Origin of the sequence: Qipengyuania huizhouensis, assembly GCF_019711635.1 — a bacterium.
Lineage (GTDB): Bacteria > Pseudomonadota > Alphaproteobacteria > Sphingomonadales > Sphingomonadaceae > Qipengyuania > Qipengyuania huizhouensis.
Window position 1 is genome coordinate 267,960 of sequence record NZ_JAIGNT010000002.1, and the last position, 19,833, is coordinate 287,792.

The following is a 19,833-nucleotide window of genomic DNA, read 5'->3' on the forward strand; positions in this document are numbered from 1 at the left end:
ATTGCGGCAACCTGTTCTCTCGCCTAAGCGCGCGCCATGTCGAAAACACCGCAGGCCGTTCGCGGCACACAGGATATCTTCGGAGCAGATGCCGAAGCCTTCGCCTTCGTGGTCGAAACCTTCGAGCGCGTACGCAGGCTCTATCGCTTCCGCCGGGTTGAAATGCCTGTTTTCGAGAAGACCGAGGTTTTCGCTCGCTCCATCGGCGAGACGACCGACATCGTCTCCAAGGAAATGTATTCCTTCGAGGACCGGGGGGGAGAGTCGCTGACTCTCCGGCCCGAATTCACTGCCGGGATTGCGCGCGCCTATCTTTCCAACGGCTGGCAGCAATACGCGCCGGTCAAGCTGGCGACGCACGGGCCGCTGTTTCGTTACGAGCGCCCGCAGAAGGGGCGCTATCGCCAGTTCCACCAGATCGATGCGGAGATCATCGGCGCTGCCGAACCGCAGGCCGATGTCGAGCTGCTGGCGATGGCCGACCAGCTGCTGAAGGAACTGGGCATCACCGGCGTGACGCTGCACCTCAACACGCTGGGCGATGGCGACAGCCGCGAAGCATGGCGCGCCGCGCTGGTCGAACACTTCCGCGCGGTGAAGGATGAACTCTCGGAAGATTCGCAGGAACGGCTGGAAAAGAACCCGCTGCGCATCCTCGATTCAAAGGATCGCCGTGACCGGAAGTTCGTTGCAGATGCGCCGAAGATCGATCAGTTCCTGTCCGACGATGCGCGGGCGTTTTTCGAGGCGGTAACCAGCGGCCTCGATGCGGCAGGCGTCAAATGGCAGCGCGCCGAAAGTCTCGTGCGCGGGCTCGACTATTACCGCCACACCGCTTTCGAATTCATTCCCGACGAGGGCAGCGAAGCGGCGGGCAAGCTCGGCAGCCAGAGCACCATTCTCGGCGGCGGACGCTATGACGGGCTGATGGAAAGCCTCGGCGGAGCGCCAACGCCTGCGGTGGGTTGGGCAGCGGGGATCGAACGGCTGGCGATGTTGGTCGGTGAGAGGGACGAACCGACCGCTGACGTTGTAGTCGTTGTCGAGAATGACGAACGGCTCGACGAAGCGATGAAGATGGTGACGGCACTTCGAAACGCGCAGTTTGCCGCTGAACTTTTTGCTACTGGCTCTCCCCGTAAGCGCTTTGACAAGGCGAAGAAACTTCCATCGCATACTCTGGTTTCCTTCACAGTGACCGACTCCGGCTCTCCGCTGAGGGTACTTGGTGATGGAGGGGAGCGGGCAACGGCGGTCGAGGATTTCATTCGATCAAAATGACCATTCCAGCAGAACGTCTCGACCAGATCGCTCACCGCTTCGCCGAGCTCGAGGCGCGCATGGCTTCGGGCACGCTCGAGGGCGACGAATTCGTCCGGGCGAGCCGCGACTATGCCGAGCTTGAGCCGGTGGCCCGAGTCGCCGCAGAGGTTAAGGCGGCACGCGAGGAGATCGCCGGTCTCGAGGAAATGCTCGCCGATCCGGAAATGCGGGCGATGGCCGAGGAAGAGCTGGCCGATCTGCGCAAGCGCCTGCCCGATGCAGAGCGCGAACTGGCCATCGCCATGCTGCCGCGCGATTCCGCTGACAGCAGGCCCGCGATGCTTGAAATCCGGGCCGGAACGGGCGGCGACGAGGCGGCGCTGTTCGCGGGCGATCTTTACCGCATGTACGAACGCTTCGCCGTCGAGCAGGGCTGGAAGGTCGAGCCGGTAAGCATGAACGCCAGCGAAGTCGGTGGCTTCAAGGAAATCGTCGCCAATGTCGCCGGGGCCGGCGTGTTCGCGAAGCTGAAATTCGAAAGCGGTGTGCACCGTGTCCAGCGCGTTCCCGAAACCGAAAGCGGCGGACGCATCCATACGTCTGCGGCAACCGTGGCGGTGCTGCCTGAACCCGACGAGGTCGATGTGCAGATCGACCAGAACGACCTCAAGATCGACACCTATCGCGCCAGTGGGGCGGGCGGACAGCACGTCAACACCACCGACAGCGCGATCCGCATCACGCACTTGCCTACGGGCACGGTTGTCACCTGCCAGGACGCCCGCAGCCAGCACAAGAACAAGGAAAAGGCGATGCAGGTGCTCCGCGCGCGGCTCTACGAGGCGCAGCGCGAAGCCACGCAGGGCGCCGAAGCCGAAGCGCGCAAGGCCATGGTCGGCAGCGGCGACCGCTCCGAGCGCATCCGCACCTATAATTTCCCGCAGGGACGCGTGACCGATCACCGCATCGGTCTGACCTTGCACAAGCTCCCTGAAATCATGGCCGGACCGGGATTGGGCGAGCTGGTCGACGCGCTGATCGCCGAGGACGAAGCCAAGCGGCTCTCGGCGCTGAGCGAGTGAGAGTGCCGGTACGCTCTAAATCCGTTCGTGCTGAGCTTGTCGAAGCACAGTATTTTTCTTTGAGCGCAGCACCAAAATGAAGGACGGCCCTTCGACAAGCTCAGGGCGAACGGGGCTTCGGGTAGTAGATGCTATTCGCGCCGCCGCTGAACATCTGTCCGAAACCAGCGAAACCGCTCGGCTCGATGCCGAGCTGCTGATGGCGGATGCGCTGGGCATAGAAAGGTCAGACATGCTGCTGCGCGCGATGCGCGATGCCGTGCCGTCGTCATTCGCAGCGATGGTGGAGCGCCGCGCTCGGCACGAGCCCGTGGCGCATATCCTCGGCCACCAGGAATTCTTCGGGCGCCGGTTCAGGGTGACCCCCGACACGCTGATCCCGCGCGGCGACAGCGAAGTGCTGGTCGAGGCGGCGCTGGAACTCAACCCCGATGCAGGTCGCGTGCTCGATCTCGGGACGGGGACGGGCGCACTGCTTCTAAGCGTGATTGCCGAAACCGGCGCGCGGGGCGTGGGCACGGATCGCTCGCCCGCGGCGCTTGGCGTGGCGCATGACAATGCCGACCTCCTTGGCCTGGAAGAGCGCGTCCGCTTCCACCTGCTCGACTGGCGGCAGGAAGGCTGGGCGGACGAACTCGGGTGCTTCGACCTGATCCTTTGCAATCCCCCCTATGTGGAGGAGAATGCCGCGCTCGATCCCGATGTGCGCGACCACGAACCGCATGGCGCGTTGTTCGCAGGCGCCGACGGGCTCGACGATTACCGCATCCTCATCCCGCAATTGCGCAGCCTGATGGAAGATGGCGGGGTGGCGATTCTCGAAATCGGGCACGAGCAGGCGGAGCCCGTAAGCGTTCTTGCGCGGGCGCAGAAATTCGCCGTAAACCTCCGCCGCGACCTTGCGAATCGCCCCCGCGCCCTCATTTTGACATAAAGGGGTTGGCAAAGCGGAATCGAAGCTCTACCTCTGGCCATAGGCCAGTGGTGCGCGGATATGTCCGACCCGCCGGCTCACAGCTCCGACATGGCAGTTCCGGTGCGAGGCGCAGGCCCCGTATACCATGCACAGACAGGAGCACGCATACTGCGTGAGGGCGCAGTATGACCGATGGGCAACGCGGCCAGAGGCGGACCGAGGGTTCGCGCCGCGCCATGAAAAGGACGAGTATTCCTTGAACAACAATCGCAACAACCGTCGCCGCGGTCGTCAGAACAATCGTACCCAGGGCGGCGGCAATTCGGCCAACAGGATCGACAGCCGGGCACGCGGCAATGCGCCCCAGCTGCTGGACAAATACAAGAAGCTTGCTCAGGACGCCCAGCACAATGGCGACCGCGTGCAGGCCGAGTATTACCTCCAGTTCGCCGACCATTATTTCCGCGTGATCGCCGACAACAAGGCCCGTCAGGACGAGGCCAAGGCCAAGCGCCCAGACGATCGCGGCCAGAACCAGTCGGACGACGAATCGAACGACGACGGTGACGACAACCGCCAGAACCGTCGTCCACGGGTCCGTCGCGACGACGATCAGGGCCAGCAGGACAATCGTGGCCGCAAGCCGCGCCGCGCGTCGAGGGACGATGAAGGCGATAGCGAAGGCAACGATTACGAGCCCGCCGACAACCCTTTCATCCGCAAGGATGACGAGGTCGAAGCGCCCAAGAAGCGCCGTGCCCCGCGCAAGGCGAAGAAGGGCGAGGAAGGCGCGCCCGGCAACGAAGGCGAGATCGATGCGGCTGCCCTGCCGCCCGCAATCGGCGGAGACGACAAGCCGGCGCCGCGCCGCCGCCGCAAGGTCGAAGAGAACGAGGATGTGAGCGCGGTCGGCTGATCGCGCTCGTCCCGTCTGCTTTTCCTTGCCATCGCCGCGCCCCGGTTTAACAGGCGCAGTCGATGGATCGTATCCCTGAATTCCTGCAGCGCCACCCTCGCTGGAGCGCGCTTCTTCTCGGCCTGATTTCGGCGACCGGATTCCAGCCGCTCCACCTTTGGCCTGCGGGCCTCGCTGCGATGGCGGCGTTCGTCTGGCTGGCTTACCAGCAAGACAGCGGCAAGCGCGCATTCCTGCTCGGCTGGTTGTTCGGCGTTGCCCATTTCACGCTGACCAACAACTGGATCGCCACGGCCTTCACCTATCAGGCAGAAATGCCCGCCGCGCTCGGCTGGGCGGCTGTTCCGCTGCTCTCGCTCTACCTCGCGGTCTGGCCTGCCCTGGCAGTGCTTGCTGCATGGCTACTCGGGCGAGGGCGGGGGGTGGGTGTCTTCGCGCTCCTGCTGGGCGCTTTCTGGATCGCGGCGGAATGGCTGCGGAGCTGGGTCTTCACCGGCTATGCCTGGGGCCCGTTCTCGCAAATGATGCTGGGCGATTGGGATCGGCCAGGCGTCGCGGGCCTGCTGCCCTTCATGGGTTCTTACGCGCTTTCGGGCCTCGTCGTGACCCTTGCCGGCATTTTCGCCCTGCTCGCATCCACGCGCCGCTGGAAAGGCCTGGGGGCGGTGATAGTGATTGTGACCGCGGGCATGTTCTGGCCGGCACCCGAAGCCGAAGACGGCTTCCTTCCCCTGACGCTGGTCCAGCCGAACCTGAGGCAGGAAGAACTCGACGATCCGAGCAAATACGAAGAGCAGTTCCAGCGCATCTCCGCCCTAAGCGAACCGCAACGTGCCTACAGCCGCAGGCTGGTGCTTTGGCCCGAAAGCGGCGTGCCCGATTATCTGCGAGACGGCTATCCGCAGCGCTACTATACCCAGATGACCGCTGGCGGCGACCCGGCCTTCGCAAGGTTCCGCATCGGCCGGACGATCGGCGAAGGCAGCCTACTGCTGACAGGCGCAGTCGACCTGGAAATAGCCGAAGTCGAGGGACGGGAGCGGGCGGTGGGAGCCTATAACGCGATCACGCCGATCGATGCCGACGGCAATCTGGGCCAGCGCTACGCCAAGGCGCATCTGGTGCCCTATGGCGAATATCTTCCGATGCGTGCATTGCTCGAACCGCTCGGAATGTCGCGGCTGGTGGCCGGTTCGATCGATTTCATCCCCGGTCCCGGGCCCCAGACCATCGACCTTGGCGCTTACGGGCAGGCCGGAATGCAGATCTGTTACGAGATCGTTTTCTCGGGCGAGGTGGCCGAACGCGGCAACCGGCCCGATTACATCTTCAACCCCTCCAACGATGGCTGGTTCGGTGCATGGGGGCCACCCCAGCACCTGGCCCAAGCGCGCATGCGGGCGATCGAGGAAGGCCTGCCCGTACTGCGCTCCACCACTACGGGGATCAGCGCAGTCATCGATGCGCGCGGTGTGTTAAGAAGCCATATCGGCCGCGACAAGGCCGACCGGATCGATACGCTCGTGCCTCCCCCCGCAGTTCCTACGTGGTTCGCAAGGCTGGGTCACTGGCTCACGCTTTTATGGGGCGTAGTGCTTCTTGCCGGATCGCTGGTTGCCATGGGCGCGCGCCATCGTTACCTGTCTCGCACAACATAAAGCTTTCTTTATATCTTTCTGCCGGGGTTTTGATGCGCACCAGTTACCTGTTCACTTCCGAAAGCGTTTCGGAAGGCCATCCCGACAAGGTGTCCGACCAGATCAGCGATGCAATCGTCGACCTGATGCTGTCGAAGGACGCGGAATCGCGCGTCGCCTGCGAAACGATGACGACAACTCAGCGCGTGATACTCTCCGGCGAGATTCGCTGCGCGCCGATGTATGACGCAAACAATGCCGCATGGGCCGAAAACGGCGGCTGGGCACCGGGCGCGAAGGAAGAGATCGAACAGGCCGTGCGCCGTACCGTTCGCGAAATAGGCTACGAGCAGAGCGGCTTCCACTGGAAGACGCTGACTTTCGAAAACCACCTCCATGGCCAGTCGAGCGAAATCGCCCAAGGCGTGGACGCTAATGGCAATAAGGACGAAGGCGCTGGCGATCAGGGCATCATGTTCGGCTTCGCCTGCGACGAAACGCCCGATCTCATGCCGGCGACGCTGGATTATTCGCACAAGATCCTCGAGCGGCTTGCCGCCGACCGCAAGAATGGCAAGGCGCCCTTCCTCGAGCCCGATGCCAAGAGCCAGTTGTCGCTGCGGTATGAAAACGGCAAGCCGGTCGCCTGCACGGCCATCGTCGTGTCGACCCAGCATGCCAAGGGCTATCACGAGGGCGAGAAGGAAGCCGAGCTCAAGGCCTATGTGAAGGGCGTCGTCGCAGAAATCCTGCCCGAAGGCTGGGTGTCGGACGAGACCGAATGGCACATCAATCCGACCGGCGCTTTCGAAATCGGCGGGCCCGATGGGGACGCAGGCCTGACAGGCCGCAAGATCATCGTCGATACCTATGGCGGGGCGGCGCCGCATGGCGGGGGAGCGTTCAGCGGCAAGGATCCGACCAAGGTCGATCGCTCGGCAGCATATATCACCCGCTACCTTGCGAAGAACATTGTCGCTGCGGGCCTTGCCCGGCGCTGCACGATCCAGCTGTCCTATGCGATCGGGGTTTCGAAGCCACTTTCGATCTATGTCGACACGCATGGCACCGGTTCGGAAGGCGTAACCGATGAAGCGCTCGAAGACGCCATCCGCAATATCGAAAAGCTCGGCGGCCTGACCCCGCGCGGTATCCGGATGCACCTCGGCCTAAACAAGCCGATCTATCGCAAGAGTGCCGCTTACGGTCATTTTGGTCGCCAGGCGGATGGTGAATACTTCCCCTGGGAGCGGACAGATCTGATCGAGGACCTGAAAGCCGCTCTGCGCTAACAGGAAAGGGCGGCCATTGCGGGGCCGCCCCTTCCGTTGGCTTGCGTCGTTCAATCGAGAATGCCGCGTTGCGGTTCCGGCTTCAACTGATTGCCGAAATCATCTTCACGCAGCCACTGTCCTACTTTGCGGCCGAATTTGGCGACAGCGTTCATATTGAAAAAGTGCATGAAGCCGAGCGCGACGACGACCAGTCCGATTTTCGTCGATAGAAACTCGAAGGCTTCGGCCATTCCCTGCGGTTCGCTGCCAAACCGCAGCGACAGCAATATCCATCCCAGATTGACCAGGTAGAAGCCCACGACAAGCAGGTGGTTCGTCGAATGGGCGAGGCTGTCGTCATGCCCGAAGCACTCCTTGAGAAATACGATTCCGTTCTTCGACAGCGTGCGTGCGACCCAGACCGTTAGCGCAATGCTCACGACGAGATAGACGATATAGGCGGGAACGAGGTACATATTGCTTCTCCTCTAATTTCTGTAATTTGAGAAATCACATTTGGGATTGCAGGTATTGTCCATCCTTTCTCAGGTCTGTGGGATCAGGTCTTCGTCTTGCTTCCGGGGAGCAAGCGCGCGACGCGGCTGCCGAGTTTCATCAGCGTGACCAAGGTCGATTTGGGCAGGCGCCGAACGTCGGAATACCAGCTTGCAAGATTGCCGATGAATTCATGCATCCGGCCGATACGTTCGCGCACATGGGCAGGTACGTCATCGCGCTTGCCGAGGCTTTCCGACAATTCGCCAAGCAGCTGGATCGTGGGATCGATCTCGCGCCGTTTGCGCTCGGCCGTGATCTTCATCAGCATGTCCCACAAATCGCTTTCGGCGACGAAATGGTCACGCCGGTCGCCTTCGACGTGGACGCGGCGGACGATCTGGTAGGATTGGAGTTCCTTGAGGCCGTTCGAGACATTGGAGCGGGCCAGGCCCAGCTTTTCGCAAATGTCCTCTGCATGGCGGGGCCTGTCTGAGAGATAGAGCAGGGCATGGACCTGCGCGACCGAGCGATTCACGCCCCACTCGCTGCCCATCTCACCCCAGTGGAGGATAAAAGCACGCGCTTCGGGGATGTCCATGATGTCGGCCATAACCGATTCCCTTTTCTTTATTTCTGAAAATACAGAAATTACTGACTGCGTCAACGACTTTCCGCAACGCGTCGATATTTCGTCGTTCTAGCTCTTGGCAGGAGAAGGCTTGTCGAGAGTCAGTTCGGCGTCGGAAAAGACGAAGGGGCTGCGCACGCCCGGCATGCCTTCGGGGGCGATCCGCATGCCTCTTGAGACCACTTGCGGATCGGCGAAGACCTCGTCGATGGAATTGATCGGACCTGCGGGAATGCCTGATTTCGCACAGGCAGCGAGGAGATTATCGCGTGACCATCCTGCCGTAGCTTCGCCAATAAGCGCGTCGCATTCAGCGCGATGTTCCACACGGTCTGCATTGGTACCGAAGCGCGGATCATCGAGCAGGTCGTTGCGGTCGATCAGCGCCAGCAGCTTCCGGAATAGTGCATCGTTCGCCGGGGCCAGGACCACAGGACCATCCTGTGTCGGGAATACGCCATAGGCGCTGACCTGCGCGTGCGCATTGCCCATGCGGGGCGGGTTCTCCCCGGTCGCAAGGTAGCTCATCGCCTGATTGGCAAGCAGGCCGACCGAGCAATCGAGCAGGCTCATGTCGATCCACTGACCTTTGCCCGTGCGGTGCCGCATCAACAGCGCTGCCTGCACAGCGTTGGTGGCCCACAATCCGCAAGACAGGTCGCTGATGGACACGCCCATCTTCATGGGATCTCCCTCCGGCTCTCCGGTCAGTGCCATGAAGCCGCTCATCGCCTGGATTACGAAGTCGTAGCCGGGCTCGTTGCGCCGCGGGCCGTCCTGCCCGAATCCCGTGATAGAACAATAGATGATTCCGGGATTTGCGCGCGCCAGCGTCTCGTAATCGAGGCCGAATTTGGCGAGCCCTCCGGGCTTGAAATTCTCCAGCAAGACGTCCGCACCCGTCGCCAGTTCCGCGATGTGCGCAAGTTCGCTCTCGTTTCTGAAATCCGCGGTAATCCCGCGCTTTCCGCGATTGCAGGCATGGTAATAGGCGGAGGTCGTTTCGCCGCCATGTTCGACCCAGGGCGGTCCCCAGATGCGCGTATTGTCGCCTTCGGGGCTCTCGACCTTGATGACGTCGGCGCCGAGATCGGCGAGAATCTGGCCCGCCCATGGACCGGCCAGGACGCGGGCGAGTTCGAGTACCTTCAGTCCTGCGAGCGGGCTGTTCTCATTACGAGGTTTCTCGAGCCAGTCGGCCATGAATGGTCAGCCCAGCGCGACCTCGTATTTCGCGGTTGTTTTCTGGGCGATCTCTTCAGCCGTCACTCCGGGGGCGAGCTCGATGAGTCGGAAAGCGCTCTCGTGATCCGGGCGATGGAAAACGCCGAGATTGGTCACGATCATGTCGACCACGTTCTGCCCGGTCAGCGGCAGAGTGCAGGACGGAATGAATTTGGGCGATCCGTCCTTGGCATTATGGTCCATCACCACGATGATCTTCTTCACGCCGGCCACAAGATCCATCGCGCCGCCCATTCCCTTGATCATCTTGCCGGGAATCATCCAGTTGGCGATATCGCCGTTCTCCGCCACTTCCATCGCGCCGAGCACGGTCAGGTCGATATGGCCGCCGCGGATCATCGCGAAGCTCTGCGCACTGTCGAAATAGGCGCTGTGGGGCAATTCACTGATCGTCTGCTTGCCCGCATTGATCAGGTCGGCATCTTCCTCCCCTTCATAGGGGAAAGGGCCGATGCCCAGCATTCCGTTCTCGCTCTGCAGCGTGACATGCATGCCTTCGGGAATGTGGTTGGCGACCAGCGTGGGGATCCCGATGCCGAGGTTGACATAGTAGCCATCTTCCAGCTCCTGCGCAGCGCGCGCGGCCATCTGATTGCGATCCCATCCGGTGAGGGTGGCGGTATCGGTCATGTCACTTGCCTTCGTTCATGATTGCGGGCGCATCGGCGGGGGCGGTTTCGGGCGACCAGCGCGTGCCTTCGGGATAGACCTCTTCAAGGGTGCCTTTCAGCGAATCCCCGTAGACGGGGTTCGGGAAGACGAACCAGCCATTGCCCCACAGCTGTGCGAGGTCGCCCCGCGCGGCGAGTTCGCGCCGCTCCTGAGGGGCGAGCCCGTCATCATTGAACACGTCTGCGAAATCTCCGAGGTTGTCACCCGCAAGCGCTATTACGCAGTAGCGCTCGGCGATCAACGCACGGCGACCGTCCTTGCCGCCGCCTCCGCCATCATCGCCGCGAAGGTACAGCGTGTCGCGGTGGACTGCCTCGCCAAGGCCGGCCGCAGCAATGGCCCTGGCCGCGCCTTCGGGGCTGAATTCGCGGTTGGTGTTGAAGACCGGGGTAATGCCCGCCTCACGCAGACGACGAATGCCCGTCACTGCACCGGGAACGGGGCGAACGTAGCTTGCCCCCGTTTCTTCCCAGCGCTTCCAGCTTTCACTGGAAAAGCTCTGGCCGGTGGCAGTGGTCCAGTACTCATAGCCGAGGTTGAGAATGACAGTTTCGTCGACGTCGAACACCACCGCCAGCGGTTTCCAGCTATCGCCGCGGGCACAGCTCTGCGGGGCGGCAACTTCGCCGCCGATACCCATGGCCACCGATTGCGGCACGCGCCGCTCGCGCGAGCGCGCGACGGCATAGTCGGCAAGATTGCGCCATGCCTGGATCGAAACGCCTGCTGCCTCGCCCGAGCCATAGAGCCATTGCATCGTTGCGGGCGCGTCGTTCGATGCGGAAGGCGCTTCGGGCGTGGGGGTGGTCGCGCAGGCGGCGAGCGAAAGAGCCGTCAGAGAGGCAAGGGCCGCGCGCATCATGCCGCTTTCCTTTCGCGGGTCGTCACGAATTCGATTTTCTTGTCATAGGGCGCGCCCACGATCATGCGCTGGACATAGACGCCAGGCAGGTGGATGCAGTCGGGATCGAGACTGCCCACCGGCACGATCTCTTCCACCTCGACCACGCAGACCTTGCCGCAGGTGGCGGCGGGCTGGTTGAAATTGCGCGCCGTCTTGCGGAAGACGAGGTTGCCTGTTTCGTCCGCCTTCCATGCCTTCACGATGGCCAGGTCGGCGAAGATGCCGCGTTCAAGGATATAATCCTCGCCGTCGAAGGTCTTCACCTCCTTGCCTTCGGCCACCTGCGTGCCGACGCCGGTCTTGGTGTAGAAACCGGGAATGCCTGCACCGCCCGCGCGCATGCGTTCGGCCAGCGTCCCCTGCGGGCAGAATTCGACTTCGAGCTCGCCCGAAAGGAATTGACGCTCGAACTCCTTGTTCTCGCCGACATAGGACGAGATCATCTTCTTCACCTGCTGCGTGCGAAGCAGCATGCCGATGCCTTCATTGTCGATCCCGGCGTTATTGCTGGCGAAGGTTAGGTTCTTCACCCCGCTTTCCCGAATAGCGGTCAACAGCCGCTCGGGGATGCCGCAAAGGCCGAAGCCCCCGCTGGCTATCAGCATGTCATCTTTGAGCAGCCCGTCGAGGGCGGAAGCGGCGTCGGGAAAGAGCTTGTTCATCGGACCTCCGTTACGGCTTGGCTGCTAGCGCCGTGTCAGGGATAAGTCACCCCCGGAACAGGTGGGCGCGCACGTCACTCCGCCGGCGGCCGCTGTAATTGAACCTGGGCCCGCGTCGGTTTGCCTGCCGGTTGACCTGTCAGACTTGAAGGCAGAACCAGCGGCAGGAGCTTGCATTTCGCTGCACTTGCGAGATTGGTCGCGGTATAGGCATCCTGAATTCAGCTACTTACACAGCTCACTTGCGCTTTATGCAACAATTCTTGTTCTTTTCGCACTTGCACAATAGATGCTGCGGGAGCATATGTCGCCCTGCCTTTCAGGCATCCTCTCCCAAGACTTTTCCAGCCCGGTTGGTTCGCCAGCCGGGCTTTTTTCTTGTCCGCCAGCCTTGCAGTTGCGGACCCCCAAGCCTTCTCGCTCATTGCATGTCTGTCACCCGTCCCCATCTGCGGGGCGGAAATTGCACGAAATTGCGAGGGAGTTACCCCAGATGGCCGATGCGGATGCTGCGACGACGGCGGTAGAGGATAAGACAGTCAGGCTGCAGGTCGCAGCGGCACGGCAGGAAGAAAGCGGGCGGGGCATCGCCAGAATGCCGCGCTCCACCTTCCAGGTGCTCGGCATCACCGAGGGCGATCCGGTTGAGATTGTCGGTAAGCGGGCCACGGTGGCGATTGCGATGTCCGCCTATGACGAGGACCAGTCGATCGAGGTCATCCGGCTCGACGGGCTCCAGCGCGGGAATGCCGAGGTCGGCTCGGGCGAGCACGTCAAGGTGAAGGCCGCCGAATCGCGTCCCGCAACGCGCGTTGTCTTCGCCCCCGCCAATCGCGACATGCGGCTGCAGGGTCCGGCACAGGCGCTCAAGCGCAATTTTGCCGGCAAACCGCTTATGGCTGGTGATCTCGTGGCGACCACCGGCCAGCAGCCGGTGCAGAACATGCCGCCAGAAGTGCGCCGTATGTTCAATGCGCCAGCCTATGCGCTGACCCAAATCCGCCTTTCGGTCGTTTCGACGAGCCCCAAGGGTATCGTCCATATCGACGAGAATACCGAAGTCGAGCTGCGCGCCGAGTTTGAGGCGCCGCGCGATGCCCGCGCGGTGGTGAACTATGACGATGTCGGCGGTATCGAGGAGACCATCCAGGCGCTGCGCGAAATGGTCGAGCTGCCACTGCGCTATCCCGAACTCTTCACGCGGCTTGGTGTCGATCCGCCCAAGGGCGTGCTGCTCCATGGCCCTCCCGGAACCGGCAAGACCCGGTTGGCTCAGGCAGTAGCCAACGAAAGCGACGCGAATTTCTTCACCATCAACGGCCCCGAAATCATGGGTTCTGGCTATGGTGATAGTGAGAAGGCGCTGCGGCAGGTGTTCGAGCAGGCGACCAAGGCCGCGCCAGCTATCATCTTCATCGATGAGATCGATTCCATCGCCCCCAAGCGTGACCGCGTACCCGGTGAAGCAGAGAAGCGCCTCGTCGCGCAATTGCTGACGCTGATGGACGGGCTGGAATCACGCTCGAACCTCGTGGTTATCGCGGCGACGAACCGTCCCGAGGCGATCGATGAGGCACTCCGCCGACCGGGGCGGTTCGATCGCGAAATCGTCATCGGCGTACCCGACGAGAAGGGCCGCCGTGAAATCCTGGGCATCCACACCCGCGGTATGCCGCTGGGCGACAAGGTGGATCTCGCCGAACTCGCCAAGGCGACCTACGGCTTCGTCGGCGCGGATATCGCCGCACTGACCCGGGAAGCGGCAATCGACGCGGTGCGCCGGATCATGCCCAAGATCGATCTCGACGAGCGCACGATTCCGCCAGAAGTGCTCGACGAGCTTTACGTCGGCCGCGAGGATTTTCTCTCCGCGTTGAAGCGCGTCCAGCCCAGCGCCATGCGCGAGGTCATGGTTCAGGTGCCCAATGTCGGCTGGTCCGACATCGGCGGTGTGGGCGATGCGATCGAGAAGCTGAAGGAAGGCATCGAACTCCCGCTGAAGAATCCCGACGCCTTCCACCGCCTCGGGATCAGGCCCGCCAAGGGCTTCCTGCTCTATGGTCCGCCGGGCACGGGCAAGACGCTGCTTGCCAAGGCCGTGGCCAAGGAAGCCGAAGCGAACTTCATCTCGATGAAATCGAGCGATCTGCTGTCCAAGTGGTATGGCGAGAGCGAGCAGCAGATTGCACGCATGTTCAAGCGTGCACGCGCGGTGGCTCCATGCGTCGTCTTCATCGACGAGATCGATAGCTTGGTGCCGGCACGCGGTAGCGGCCAGAGCGAGCCCCAGGTCACGGGCCGCGTGGTCAATACGATCCTTGCCGAGATGGACGGGCTGGAAGAGCTCCAATCCGTCGTGGTCATTGGCGCGACCAACCGCCCGACACTTGTCGATCCAGCCCTGTTACGCCCGGGCCGGTTCGATGAACTGGTCTATGTCGGCACGCCCGACAAGGCGGGACGCGCGCAGATTCTTGGAATTCATACGCAAAGCATGCCTCTGGCAGGGGACGTCGATCTTGCCGATGTTGCGGGCAAGACCGAGCGCTTTACAGGCGCGGACCTCGAGGACGTGGTTAGGCGGGCAGGGCTGAACGCCTTGAAACGGGCCGGCGGCGATGTGCGGGAGGTTACCTCTGCAGATTTCGTCGAAGCGCTAAAGGATAGCCGCGCCACGGTAACCAGCCAGATGGAAGCCGAATACAGGAAGATGCGTGGCGAATTGAAAAAGCGGGCGGCAGAGGTCCAGCCGATCGGTTTCATTCACGAGGGGATGGTCGAGAGTACCCGTGACGCCAAGCACGGCAGCGAGCAAAGCTAGCCTTGTATGGCCCGCTGGTTCGCTGCCTCCACTTCCAGGCGGTGGCGGATCAGCGCATCGGGCTGGTTCTGCCTCAGCCATGTCACCATGTGTTCCCTGACCTCGCAACGCAGGGTCCACAGGTCGCCGATGGTGTCTGCGCTCATCGAGAGACGCAGCGCGACGCTTTCGGGATAGGCCTCGGTCATCAGCAAGGCGAGATTGCGGCCATCCCATAGAGGATGCGCCTTCACGAAACGTTCGAATTCCTGCCGGATGGGTTCGATTTCGGCGGCCGGATCCAGATGGAGCATCACCGGCCCGGTCAGCTTCTCGCTCACGCGTGACCAGTTCTCGAAACTCTGGTCGAGGAAACGGATGGTAGGCACCACGAGGACGCGTTCGTCCCAGGTGCGAACCGTGACATAGCTCATGCGGATCTCTTCCACCCTTCCGGTCTCCCCGTCGACCCTCACGAGGTCGCCGATACGGAGCGGTTGGGTAAGCGCCATTTGCAATCCGGCTATGAGCGATTTCAGAGCGGGTTGTGCGGCGGCACCGACTGCCAAGGCTGCAAGACCGGCCGATGCCAGCATCGTCGTGCCGACGTCGCGCACGCCCGGGATGTTCAGCATAATGAGTGAAATGGTGATTATGACGATAGCCACACGCGCCGTGCGGGAAAGAATGGCGATCCGTGTGCGATAACCACGGTTGGCGACCTCATCGCCGGTCAGTTCAAGCTGACGCTCGTATCCGGCGGCAAGGCCCTTCACCAGGGCGAAAGCTGCCCAGCCGACTACGGCGGGTGTCAGGAAGCTGGCGAACACGTCCCAGCCATTGCCGACCAGGGCATCGTTCTCGGCAGCAATGGAGATTGCGAAGGCCACCATCGCCCAGCGCATCGGGTTGCGAATCTTCTCGACGACCACATCGTCCATCTGGCTGGTCGATGCGCGGGTAATCTTGCGCAGGATCGCGAACACCACCCAGTGAATGATCAGAGCACCGAGCAATGCCACGCCCAGCGCGATCAGCGTATGGATCAACCCTTCCTGCGATATGGGCCAGTTCTGCGGGTAATAGCGTTCGAGCATGACGGCCCTGCCCTATTGAGGAGGGGGCGGACTTGCAAGGCGCTCGGTTTTGTCGACATGGGGGAGCTCGATCTCGACCAGCAAGCCTTCGGTCGTGAAGTCCCGGCTGACGGAACCTCCGAACTGCCGGGCAGCGCTCTCCATCAGCAGGCTGCCGAACCCCTTGTGCTCGGGTGGATCGACAATCGGCACGCCCTTTTCGTGCCATTTAAGCCGGACGGAGTCGCCGACCCATTTCCACGAAATATCGATCTCGCCCCCGTGGGCCCACGCGCCGTATTTGACTGCATTGGTGGTCAACTCGTGGAGAACCAGACCCAGCGGCGTGATGCGCTTCGCGGGCAACAATACTTCGGGGCCCTCGACCTTCGCGGGCTGGCTTTGCGAGCGATAGGGTGCGAGCGTCGTTTCGATCAGCGTCTCGAGCGAGGCGAGTTCACGATCCAGTTCGCCCTGGCTGACCTCGTGCGCCGTCAGCAGGGCGCGAACGCGCTGGGCGATCGCATCGGTTACCGGCTTGGCTTCCGGCTTGTCCTTGGCGCTCATCTGCACGATGGCAAGCACCACGGCGAAGAGGTTCTTGACCCTGTGGTTGAGCTCGCGCGCCAGCAGGTCGGCGCGGTCGCGAGCCTCTCCGACCGCCACTGCCTGTGCAGCTTCGGCCTGGTGCCGCGCGGCACGAGAAACGAGCCGCGAACCAAGCATTATCGCGATGATCAAAAGCGCGATCAATGTGCCGAGCAATGGCAGAACCCGGCCTTCGATCCGCGCGGTTTCCGCAGCTTGTTCGGCCAGAAGCCGCCGCTCGATGTCTTCCATCTCGCTCAGCGCGCGGCGTAACCTTTCCATCGTCTCCTGACCTTCGTCGGTCAGGACGGCCCGGCGCGCGTCGAGCAAGCGGCCATCTTCCAGAAGGATGACGGAATTTTCCATCTCCGAAAATCTTGCGCGGGCCAGCACATCGATCTCGTCGAGCAATTCTTCCTGACGGGTAGTGGCATCTTCGGCGAGAAGTTCGCGCAGTCGCCGCAGGGTGGGATCGATCAGCTCGCGGCCTTTTCTGTACGGCTCGAGATAGCGCCGGTCGAGCGTGATAAGATAGCCGCGCTGACCGGTTTCTCCGTTGAGCGCGGCGGAATCGACGCGCTGAAGCTCTTCGATGATCTCGGCCGTGAGCTGCGAGCGGGCGCGCTGCAGACGTTCTGCCTCTACCGTTTGATAAACGAGGAAGATGAGCCCCATCATCGCGGCGGCTATGAACAGCAGCACCGCCGCATTCGGCAGTCTGGTCCCCCACTGAAAGCGAGTCCGATCCATGCCTAGTGCGCCGCTCCCCAACTCCTGCCTGTTCCGATATCGACTCCCAGCGGGACAGACAACTCCACAGCTGGATTGTGCGCGTTCGCCATCACCCGCTCGATGACCTTGGAAGCCGCATCGACATCTGCTTCGGGAAGCTCGAATACGAGCTCGTCGTGAACCTGCAGCAGCATGCGGACATCTTGCAGCCCCGCCTCGTTCAGCGCCGGCCCCATCCGCACCATTGCGCGCTTGATGATATCTGCGCTGGTGCCCTGTATAGGGGCGTTGATTGCCGCGCGCTCCGAACCCGCACGCTCGTTCTGGTTCTTCGAATTGATACGCGGAAACCAGGTCTTCCGGCCGAAGAGCGTTTCCGAATACCCCTTTTCACGCACGCTTTCGAGGGTGTGGAGGATATATTTCTGGATCCCCGGAAAGCGCTTGAAATAGGTGTCGATCATGGCTTGCGCTTCGTCGGGCTCCACGCCCAGCCTGCCGGCAAGCCCCCATCGTGAGATGCCGTAGAGGATGGCGAAATTGATGGTCTTAGCACGCGCGCGGGTGTCGCGGGTGACTTCGCCGAACATTTCGGTTGCGGTGCGCGAGTGGATATCCTCGCCGTTTTCAAAGGCTTCCCTGAGAGGGCCGACGTCCGCCATGTGAGCGGCGAGGCGCAGTTCGATCTGCGAATAGTCGGCTGCCAGCAACACATTTCCTTCGTCCGCCACGAAGGCTTCGCGGATCTGGCGGCCGATTTCCGTGCGGATCGGAATGTTCTGCAGGTTCGGATCGGTCGAGGAAAGCCGCCCGGTCTGCGCGCCGACAAGGCTGTAGCTCGTGTGCACGCGGCCGGTCATGGGATTGATGGCCTGCTGCAGCGCGTCGGTATAGGTGGACTTCAGCTTGGTCAGTTGCCGCCACTCGAGCACCTTGTTCGCGATTTCCGCCCCATCGATCGACAAGCGTTCCAGCACCGACTGGTCGGTCGAATATTGTCCGCTCTTCCCTTTCTTGCCGCCCTTGTGGCCAAGTTTGTCGAACAGGATATCGCCCAGCTGCTTGGGGCTGCCGACCGTGAATTCCTGGCCGGCAAGAGTATGGATTTCGCCTTCGAGTCTTGCCGTTTCCGTGGCAAACTCCTCGGACAGCTTTGCCAGCCGTGATCGGTCCACCTTTACGCCGTGCCGTTCCATCCCTGCCACAACCGGAACGAGTGGACGATCGACGCGCTCGTAAACCTTCGTGCCTCCCTCCAGTGGGAGGCGGCGGCGCAGATGGGCATGCAGGCGCCAGGTGACGTCCGCGTCTTCCGCCGCATATTCGGTTGCCTTGTCCAGCGGCACTTCGCCGAAGGGGATCGCCTTCTTGCCCGTCCCGCAGATCTCCTTGAAGCTGAGACAGGTGTGGCCGAGATGGCGTTCGGCAAGCTCGTCCATCCCGTGGCCGCCGCCGATCCCGGATTCGCTGCGTCCGGCGTCGAGCGCGAAGCTGATGATCATGGTATCGTCAATGGGGGACACCATGATGCCCTGTCTTGCCAGGACATTCAGGTCGTACTTGCCGTTCTGAAAAATCTTCAGGACCGCATCGTCTTCCAGCATCGGCTTGAGCGCTGCGAGCGCCGCCTCCATTCCAATCTGTTCCGGACGTTCCGCAAACATATCGCTGCCGCCATGCCCCAGCGGGATATAGCAGGCCTCGTTCGGACCGACCGCCAGACTGACGCCGACAAGATCGCACAGCATGCAATCGAGCGAACTGGTTTCAGTATCCACTGCGACGAGCCGCGTCTCTTTCGCGCGCCGGATCCAGTGCTCCAGCCGGTCCATCGTCTGGACGCATTCGTAAGCGCTGCGATCGACTTCAGGCATTTCGGGGAGCGGCTGCACATTGCCTTCGCTGCTCGCCTCGGCCCCCGCGGTCTGCTGTCGGGGAGGATTGAGATCGGTCCTCCGGTTCGGGCTGCCCGCGCCCGATTCCAGACGGCGCAGCAGGCTGGTGAAGCCATGCTTTTCGAGGAATGCCGAAAGCGGCTCTTTCGGGACCCCGTCGAGCTTCATATCTTCCAGCTTGACCGGAAGATCGCAATCCTCGCGCAGAGTGACAAGAACGCGGCTGAGTTCCGCATTGGCACGGTGTTCCAGCAAGCGTTCCTTGAGCTTGCTTTTCTTCATCCCCTCGGCAGCATCGAGCGCGGCGGTGAGGTCTCCATGTTCGACGATCAGCTTGCTCGCGGTTTTCGGACCGACCCCGAAGATGCCGGGGATGTTGTCGACCGAATCGCCCATCAGCGCGAGGACATCGCCCACCTTCTCGGGCGGAACGCCGAACTTCTCGATCACTTCCTCGCGCCCGATACGCTGGCTCTTCATCGTGTCGAGCATATCGATGCAACCGCCGGTTTCGACCCCCGGCTCCAGATCCTCGTCGGCGCATTTGCCGATGAGCTGCATCAGGTCCTTGTCGGAGGAAACGATGGTCACGTCCCACCCCTTGCGCGTGGCTGCCCGCGCATAGGACGCAATCATATCATCCGCCTCGACATCGGGTTCCTCGATGCAGGGAAGGCTGAAAGCGCGCGTCGCATCGCGGATCAGGGGAAATTGCGGCACCAGATCCTCTGGCGGATCGGGACGGTTGGCCTTGTACTGGTCGTAAATTTCGTTGCGGAAGGAATGGCTCGACTTGTCGAGGATTACTGCAAGGTGGGTCGGACCATCGGCCTTGTCGAGATCGTCGGCCAGCTTCCACAGCATCGTCGTATAGCCATAGACCGCGCCCACGGGCGTACCCTCCGGATCGGTAAGCGGCGGCAGGCGATGATAGGCCCGGAATATATAGGCGGAACCATCGACGAGGTAGAGGTGCTGTTTGTCGGCCATCCAAGCGGCACTAGCAGTGAGTCGTGCGCATGGGGAGCGGCAACCGGCGGAAAAA

General features: G+C 62.2%; 16 protein-coding genes. 7 read left to right on the top strand and 9 right to left on the bottom strand.

What is annotated here, in order from left to right:
* Positions 1-36 precede the first annotated feature (36 nt).
* The 6 genes from hisS to metK all read left to right on the top strand — a co-directional run bounded on the left by hisS (position 37) and on the right by metK (position 7,106).
* Complete coding sequence (gene hisS / locus K3180_RS03840; RefSeq protein ID WP_221538346.1) at positions 37-1,281, top strand: histidine--tRNA ligase; 1,245 nt, start codon at positions 37-39, stop codon at positions 1,279-1,281.
* Positions 1,278-2,345: a peptide chain release factor 1 gene (prfA, locus tag K3180_RS03845; RefSeq protein ID WP_221538347.1), complete on the top strand. Its 1,068-nt coding sequence runs from the start codon at positions 1,278-1,280 to the stop codon at positions 2,343-2,345. The genes hisS and prfA overlap by 4 nt, the downstream gene beginning before the upstream one ends.
* A gap of 76 nt (positions 2,346-2,421) precedes the next feature.
* The gene (gene prmC / locus K3180_RS03850; RefSeq protein ID WP_221538348.1) at positions 2,422-3,279 is read left to right on the top strand and encodes a peptide chain release factor N(5)-glutamine methyltransferase; all 858 of its coding nucleotides are present in this window, start codon (positions 2,422-2,424) and stop codon (positions 3,277-3,279) included.
* Between the two features lie 238 nt (positions 3,280-3,517).
* Positions 3,518-4,177, top strand: coding sequence for a DUF4167 domain-containing protein (locus K3180_RS03855; protein WP_221538349.1), 660 nt, complete (start codon positions 3,518-3,520; stop codon positions 4,175-4,177).
* Positions 4,178-4,239: 62 nt separating this feature from the next.
* The gene (gene lnt / locus K3180_RS03860) at positions 4,240-5,835 is read left to right on the top strand and encodes an apolipoprotein N-acyltransferase (protein ID WP_221538350.1); all 1,596 of its coding nucleotides are present in this window, start codon (positions 4,240-4,242) and stop codon (positions 5,833-5,835) included.
* 32 nt (positions 5,836-5,867) lie between these two features.
* A complete protein-coding gene (gene metK, locus K3180_RS03865; protein WP_221538351.1) occupies positions 5,868-7,106 on the top strand; it encodes a methionine adenosyltransferase in 1,239 nt (412 codons plus the stop codon).
* 50 nt (positions 7,107-7,156) lie between these two features.
* Here the strand turns inward: metK and K3180_RS03870 are convergent, their stop codons facing one another.
* The 6 genes from K3180_RS03870 to K3180_RS03895 form a co-directional block, all read right to left on the bottom strand.
* Positions 7,157-7,564, bottom strand: coding sequence for a hypothetical protein (locus K3180_RS03870; protein WP_221538352.1), 408 nt, complete (start codon positions 7,562-7,564; stop codon positions 7,157-7,159).
* Between the two features lie 83 nt (positions 7,565-7,647).
* A complete protein-coding gene (locus K3180_RS03875; RefSeq protein ID WP_221538353.1) occupies positions 7,648-8,196 on the bottom strand; it encodes a GbsR/MarR family transcriptional regulator in 549 nt (182 codons plus the stop codon).
* 87 nt (positions 8,197-8,283) lie between these two features.
* Positions 8,284-9,417, bottom strand: coding sequence for a CaiB/BaiF CoA transferase family protein (locus K3180_RS03880; protein WP_221538354.1), 1,134 nt, complete (start codon positions 9,415-9,417; stop codon positions 8,284-8,286).
* A gap of 6 nt (positions 9,418-9,423) precedes the next feature.
* Complete coding sequence (locus K3180_RS03885; protein ID WP_160727780.1) at positions 9,424-10,089, bottom strand: CoA transferase subunit B; 666 nt, start codon at positions 10,087-10,089, stop codon at positions 9,424-9,426.
* Position 10,090: 1 nt separating this feature from the next.
* A complete protein-coding gene (locus tag K3180_RS03890) occupies positions 10,091-10,993 on the bottom strand; it encodes an HAD family acid phosphatase (protein WP_247710276.1) in 903 nt (300 codons plus the stop codon).
* Positions 10,990-11,697, bottom strand: coding sequence for a CoA transferase subunit A (locus K3180_RS03895; RefSeq protein ID WP_221538355.1), 708 nt, complete (start codon positions 11,695-11,697; stop codon positions 10,990-10,992). The genes K3180_RS03890 and K3180_RS03895 overlap by 4 nt, the downstream gene beginning before the upstream one ends.
* A 493-nt stretch (positions 11,698-12,190) precedes the next feature.
* Between K3180_RS03895 and K3180_RS03900 the strand changes: the two genes are divergently transcribed.
* Positions 12,191-14,518: a CDC48 family AAA ATPase gene (locus K3180_RS03900; protein WP_221538356.1), complete on the top strand. Its 2,328-nt coding sequence runs from the start codon at positions 12,191-12,193 to the stop codon at positions 14,516-14,518.
* On the opposite strand, the gene K3180_RS03905 is transcribed toward K3180_RS03900, so the two are convergent.
* The 3 genes from K3180_RS03905 to polA are packed head-to-tail and all read right to left on the bottom strand — an operon-like array spanning position 14,515 to position 19,778.
* A complete protein-coding gene (locus tag K3180_RS03905; RefSeq protein WP_221538357.1) occupies positions 14,515-15,594 on the bottom strand; it encodes a mechanosensitive ion channel family protein in 1,080 nt (359 codons plus the stop codon). The genes K3180_RS03900 and K3180_RS03905 overlap by 4 nt on opposite strands.
* A 12-nt stretch (positions 15,595-15,606) precedes the next feature.
* Positions 15,607-16,911: a sensor histidine kinase gene (locus tag K3180_RS03910; protein WP_221538358.1), complete on the bottom strand. Its 1,305-nt coding sequence runs from the start codon at positions 16,909-16,911 to the stop codon at positions 15,607-15,609.
* 2 nt (positions 16,912-16,913) lie between these two features.
* On the bottom strand, positions 16,914-19,778 hold the full coding sequence (gene polA / locus K3180_RS03915) for a DNA polymerase I (RefSeq protein ID WP_221538359.1): 2,865 nt from the start codon (positions 19,776-19,778) through the stop codon (positions 16,914-16,916).
* Positions 19,779-19,833 lie beyond the last annotated feature (55 nt).

What these genes read in the sequence shown, in the direction of transcription:
- K3180_RS03870 (WP_221538352.1), bottom strand. Translation starts at nt 7,564, where the DNA reads ATGTACCTCGTTCCCGCCTATATCGTCTATCTCGTCGTGAGCATTGCG.
- K3180_RS03885 (WP_160727780.1), bottom strand. Translation starts at nt 10,089, where the DNA reads ATGACCGATACCGCCACCCTCACCGGATGGGATCGCAATCAGATGGCC.
- prmC (WP_221538348.1), top strand. Translation starts at nt 2,422, where the DNA reads ATGAAGGACGGCCCTTCGACAAGCTCAGGGCGAACGGGGCTTCGGGTA.
- K3180_RS03900 (WP_221538356.1), top strand. Translation starts at nt 12,191, where the DNA reads ATGGCCGATGCGGATGCTGCGACGACGGCGGTAGAGGATAAGACAGTC.
- polA (WP_221538359.1), bottom strand. Translation starts at nt 19,778, where the DNA reads ATGGCCGACAAACAGCACCTCTACCTCGTCGATGGTTCCGCCTATATA.
- hisS (WP_221538346.1), top strand. Translation starts at nt 37, where the DNA reads ATGTCGAAAACACCGCAGGCCGTTCGCGGCACACAGGATATCTTCGGA.
- K3180_RS03895 (WP_221538355.1), bottom strand. Translation starts at nt 11,697, where the DNA reads ATGAACAAGCTCTTTCCCGACGCCGCTTCCGCCCTCGACGGGCTGCTC.
- prfA (WP_221538347.1), top strand. Translation starts at nt 1,278, where the DNA reads ATGACCATTCCAGCAGAACGTCTCGACCAGATCGCTCACCGCTTCGCC.
- K3180_RS03880 (WP_221538354.1), bottom strand. Translation starts at nt 9,417, where the DNA reads ATGGCCGACTGGCTCGAGAAACCTCGTAATGAGAACAGCCCGCTCGCA.
- K3180_RS03875 (WP_221538353.1), bottom strand. Translation starts at nt 8,196, where the DNA reads ATGGCCGACATCATGGACATCCCCGAAGCGCGTGCTTTTATCCTCCAC.
- metK (WP_221538351.1), top strand. Translation starts at nt 5,868, where the DNA reads ATGCGCACCAGTTACCTGTTCACTTCCGAAAGCGTTTCGGAAGGCCAT.
- lnt (WP_221538350.1), top strand. Translation starts at nt 4,240, where the DNA reads ATGGATCGTATCCCTGAATTCCTGCAGCGCCACCCTCGCTGGAGCGCG.
- K3180_RS03890 (WP_247710276.1), bottom strand. Translation starts at nt 10,993, where the DNA reads ATGATGCGCGCGGCCCTTGCCTCTCTGACGGCTCTTTCGCTCGCCGCC.
- K3180_RS03910 (WP_221538358.1), bottom strand. Translation starts at nt 16,911, where the DNA reads ATGGATCGGACTCGCTTTCAGTGGGGGACCAGACTGCCGAATGCGGCG.
- K3180_RS03905 (WP_221538357.1), bottom strand. Translation starts at nt 15,594, where the DNA reads ATGCTCGAACGCTATTACCCGCAGAACTGGCCCATATCGCAGGAAGGG.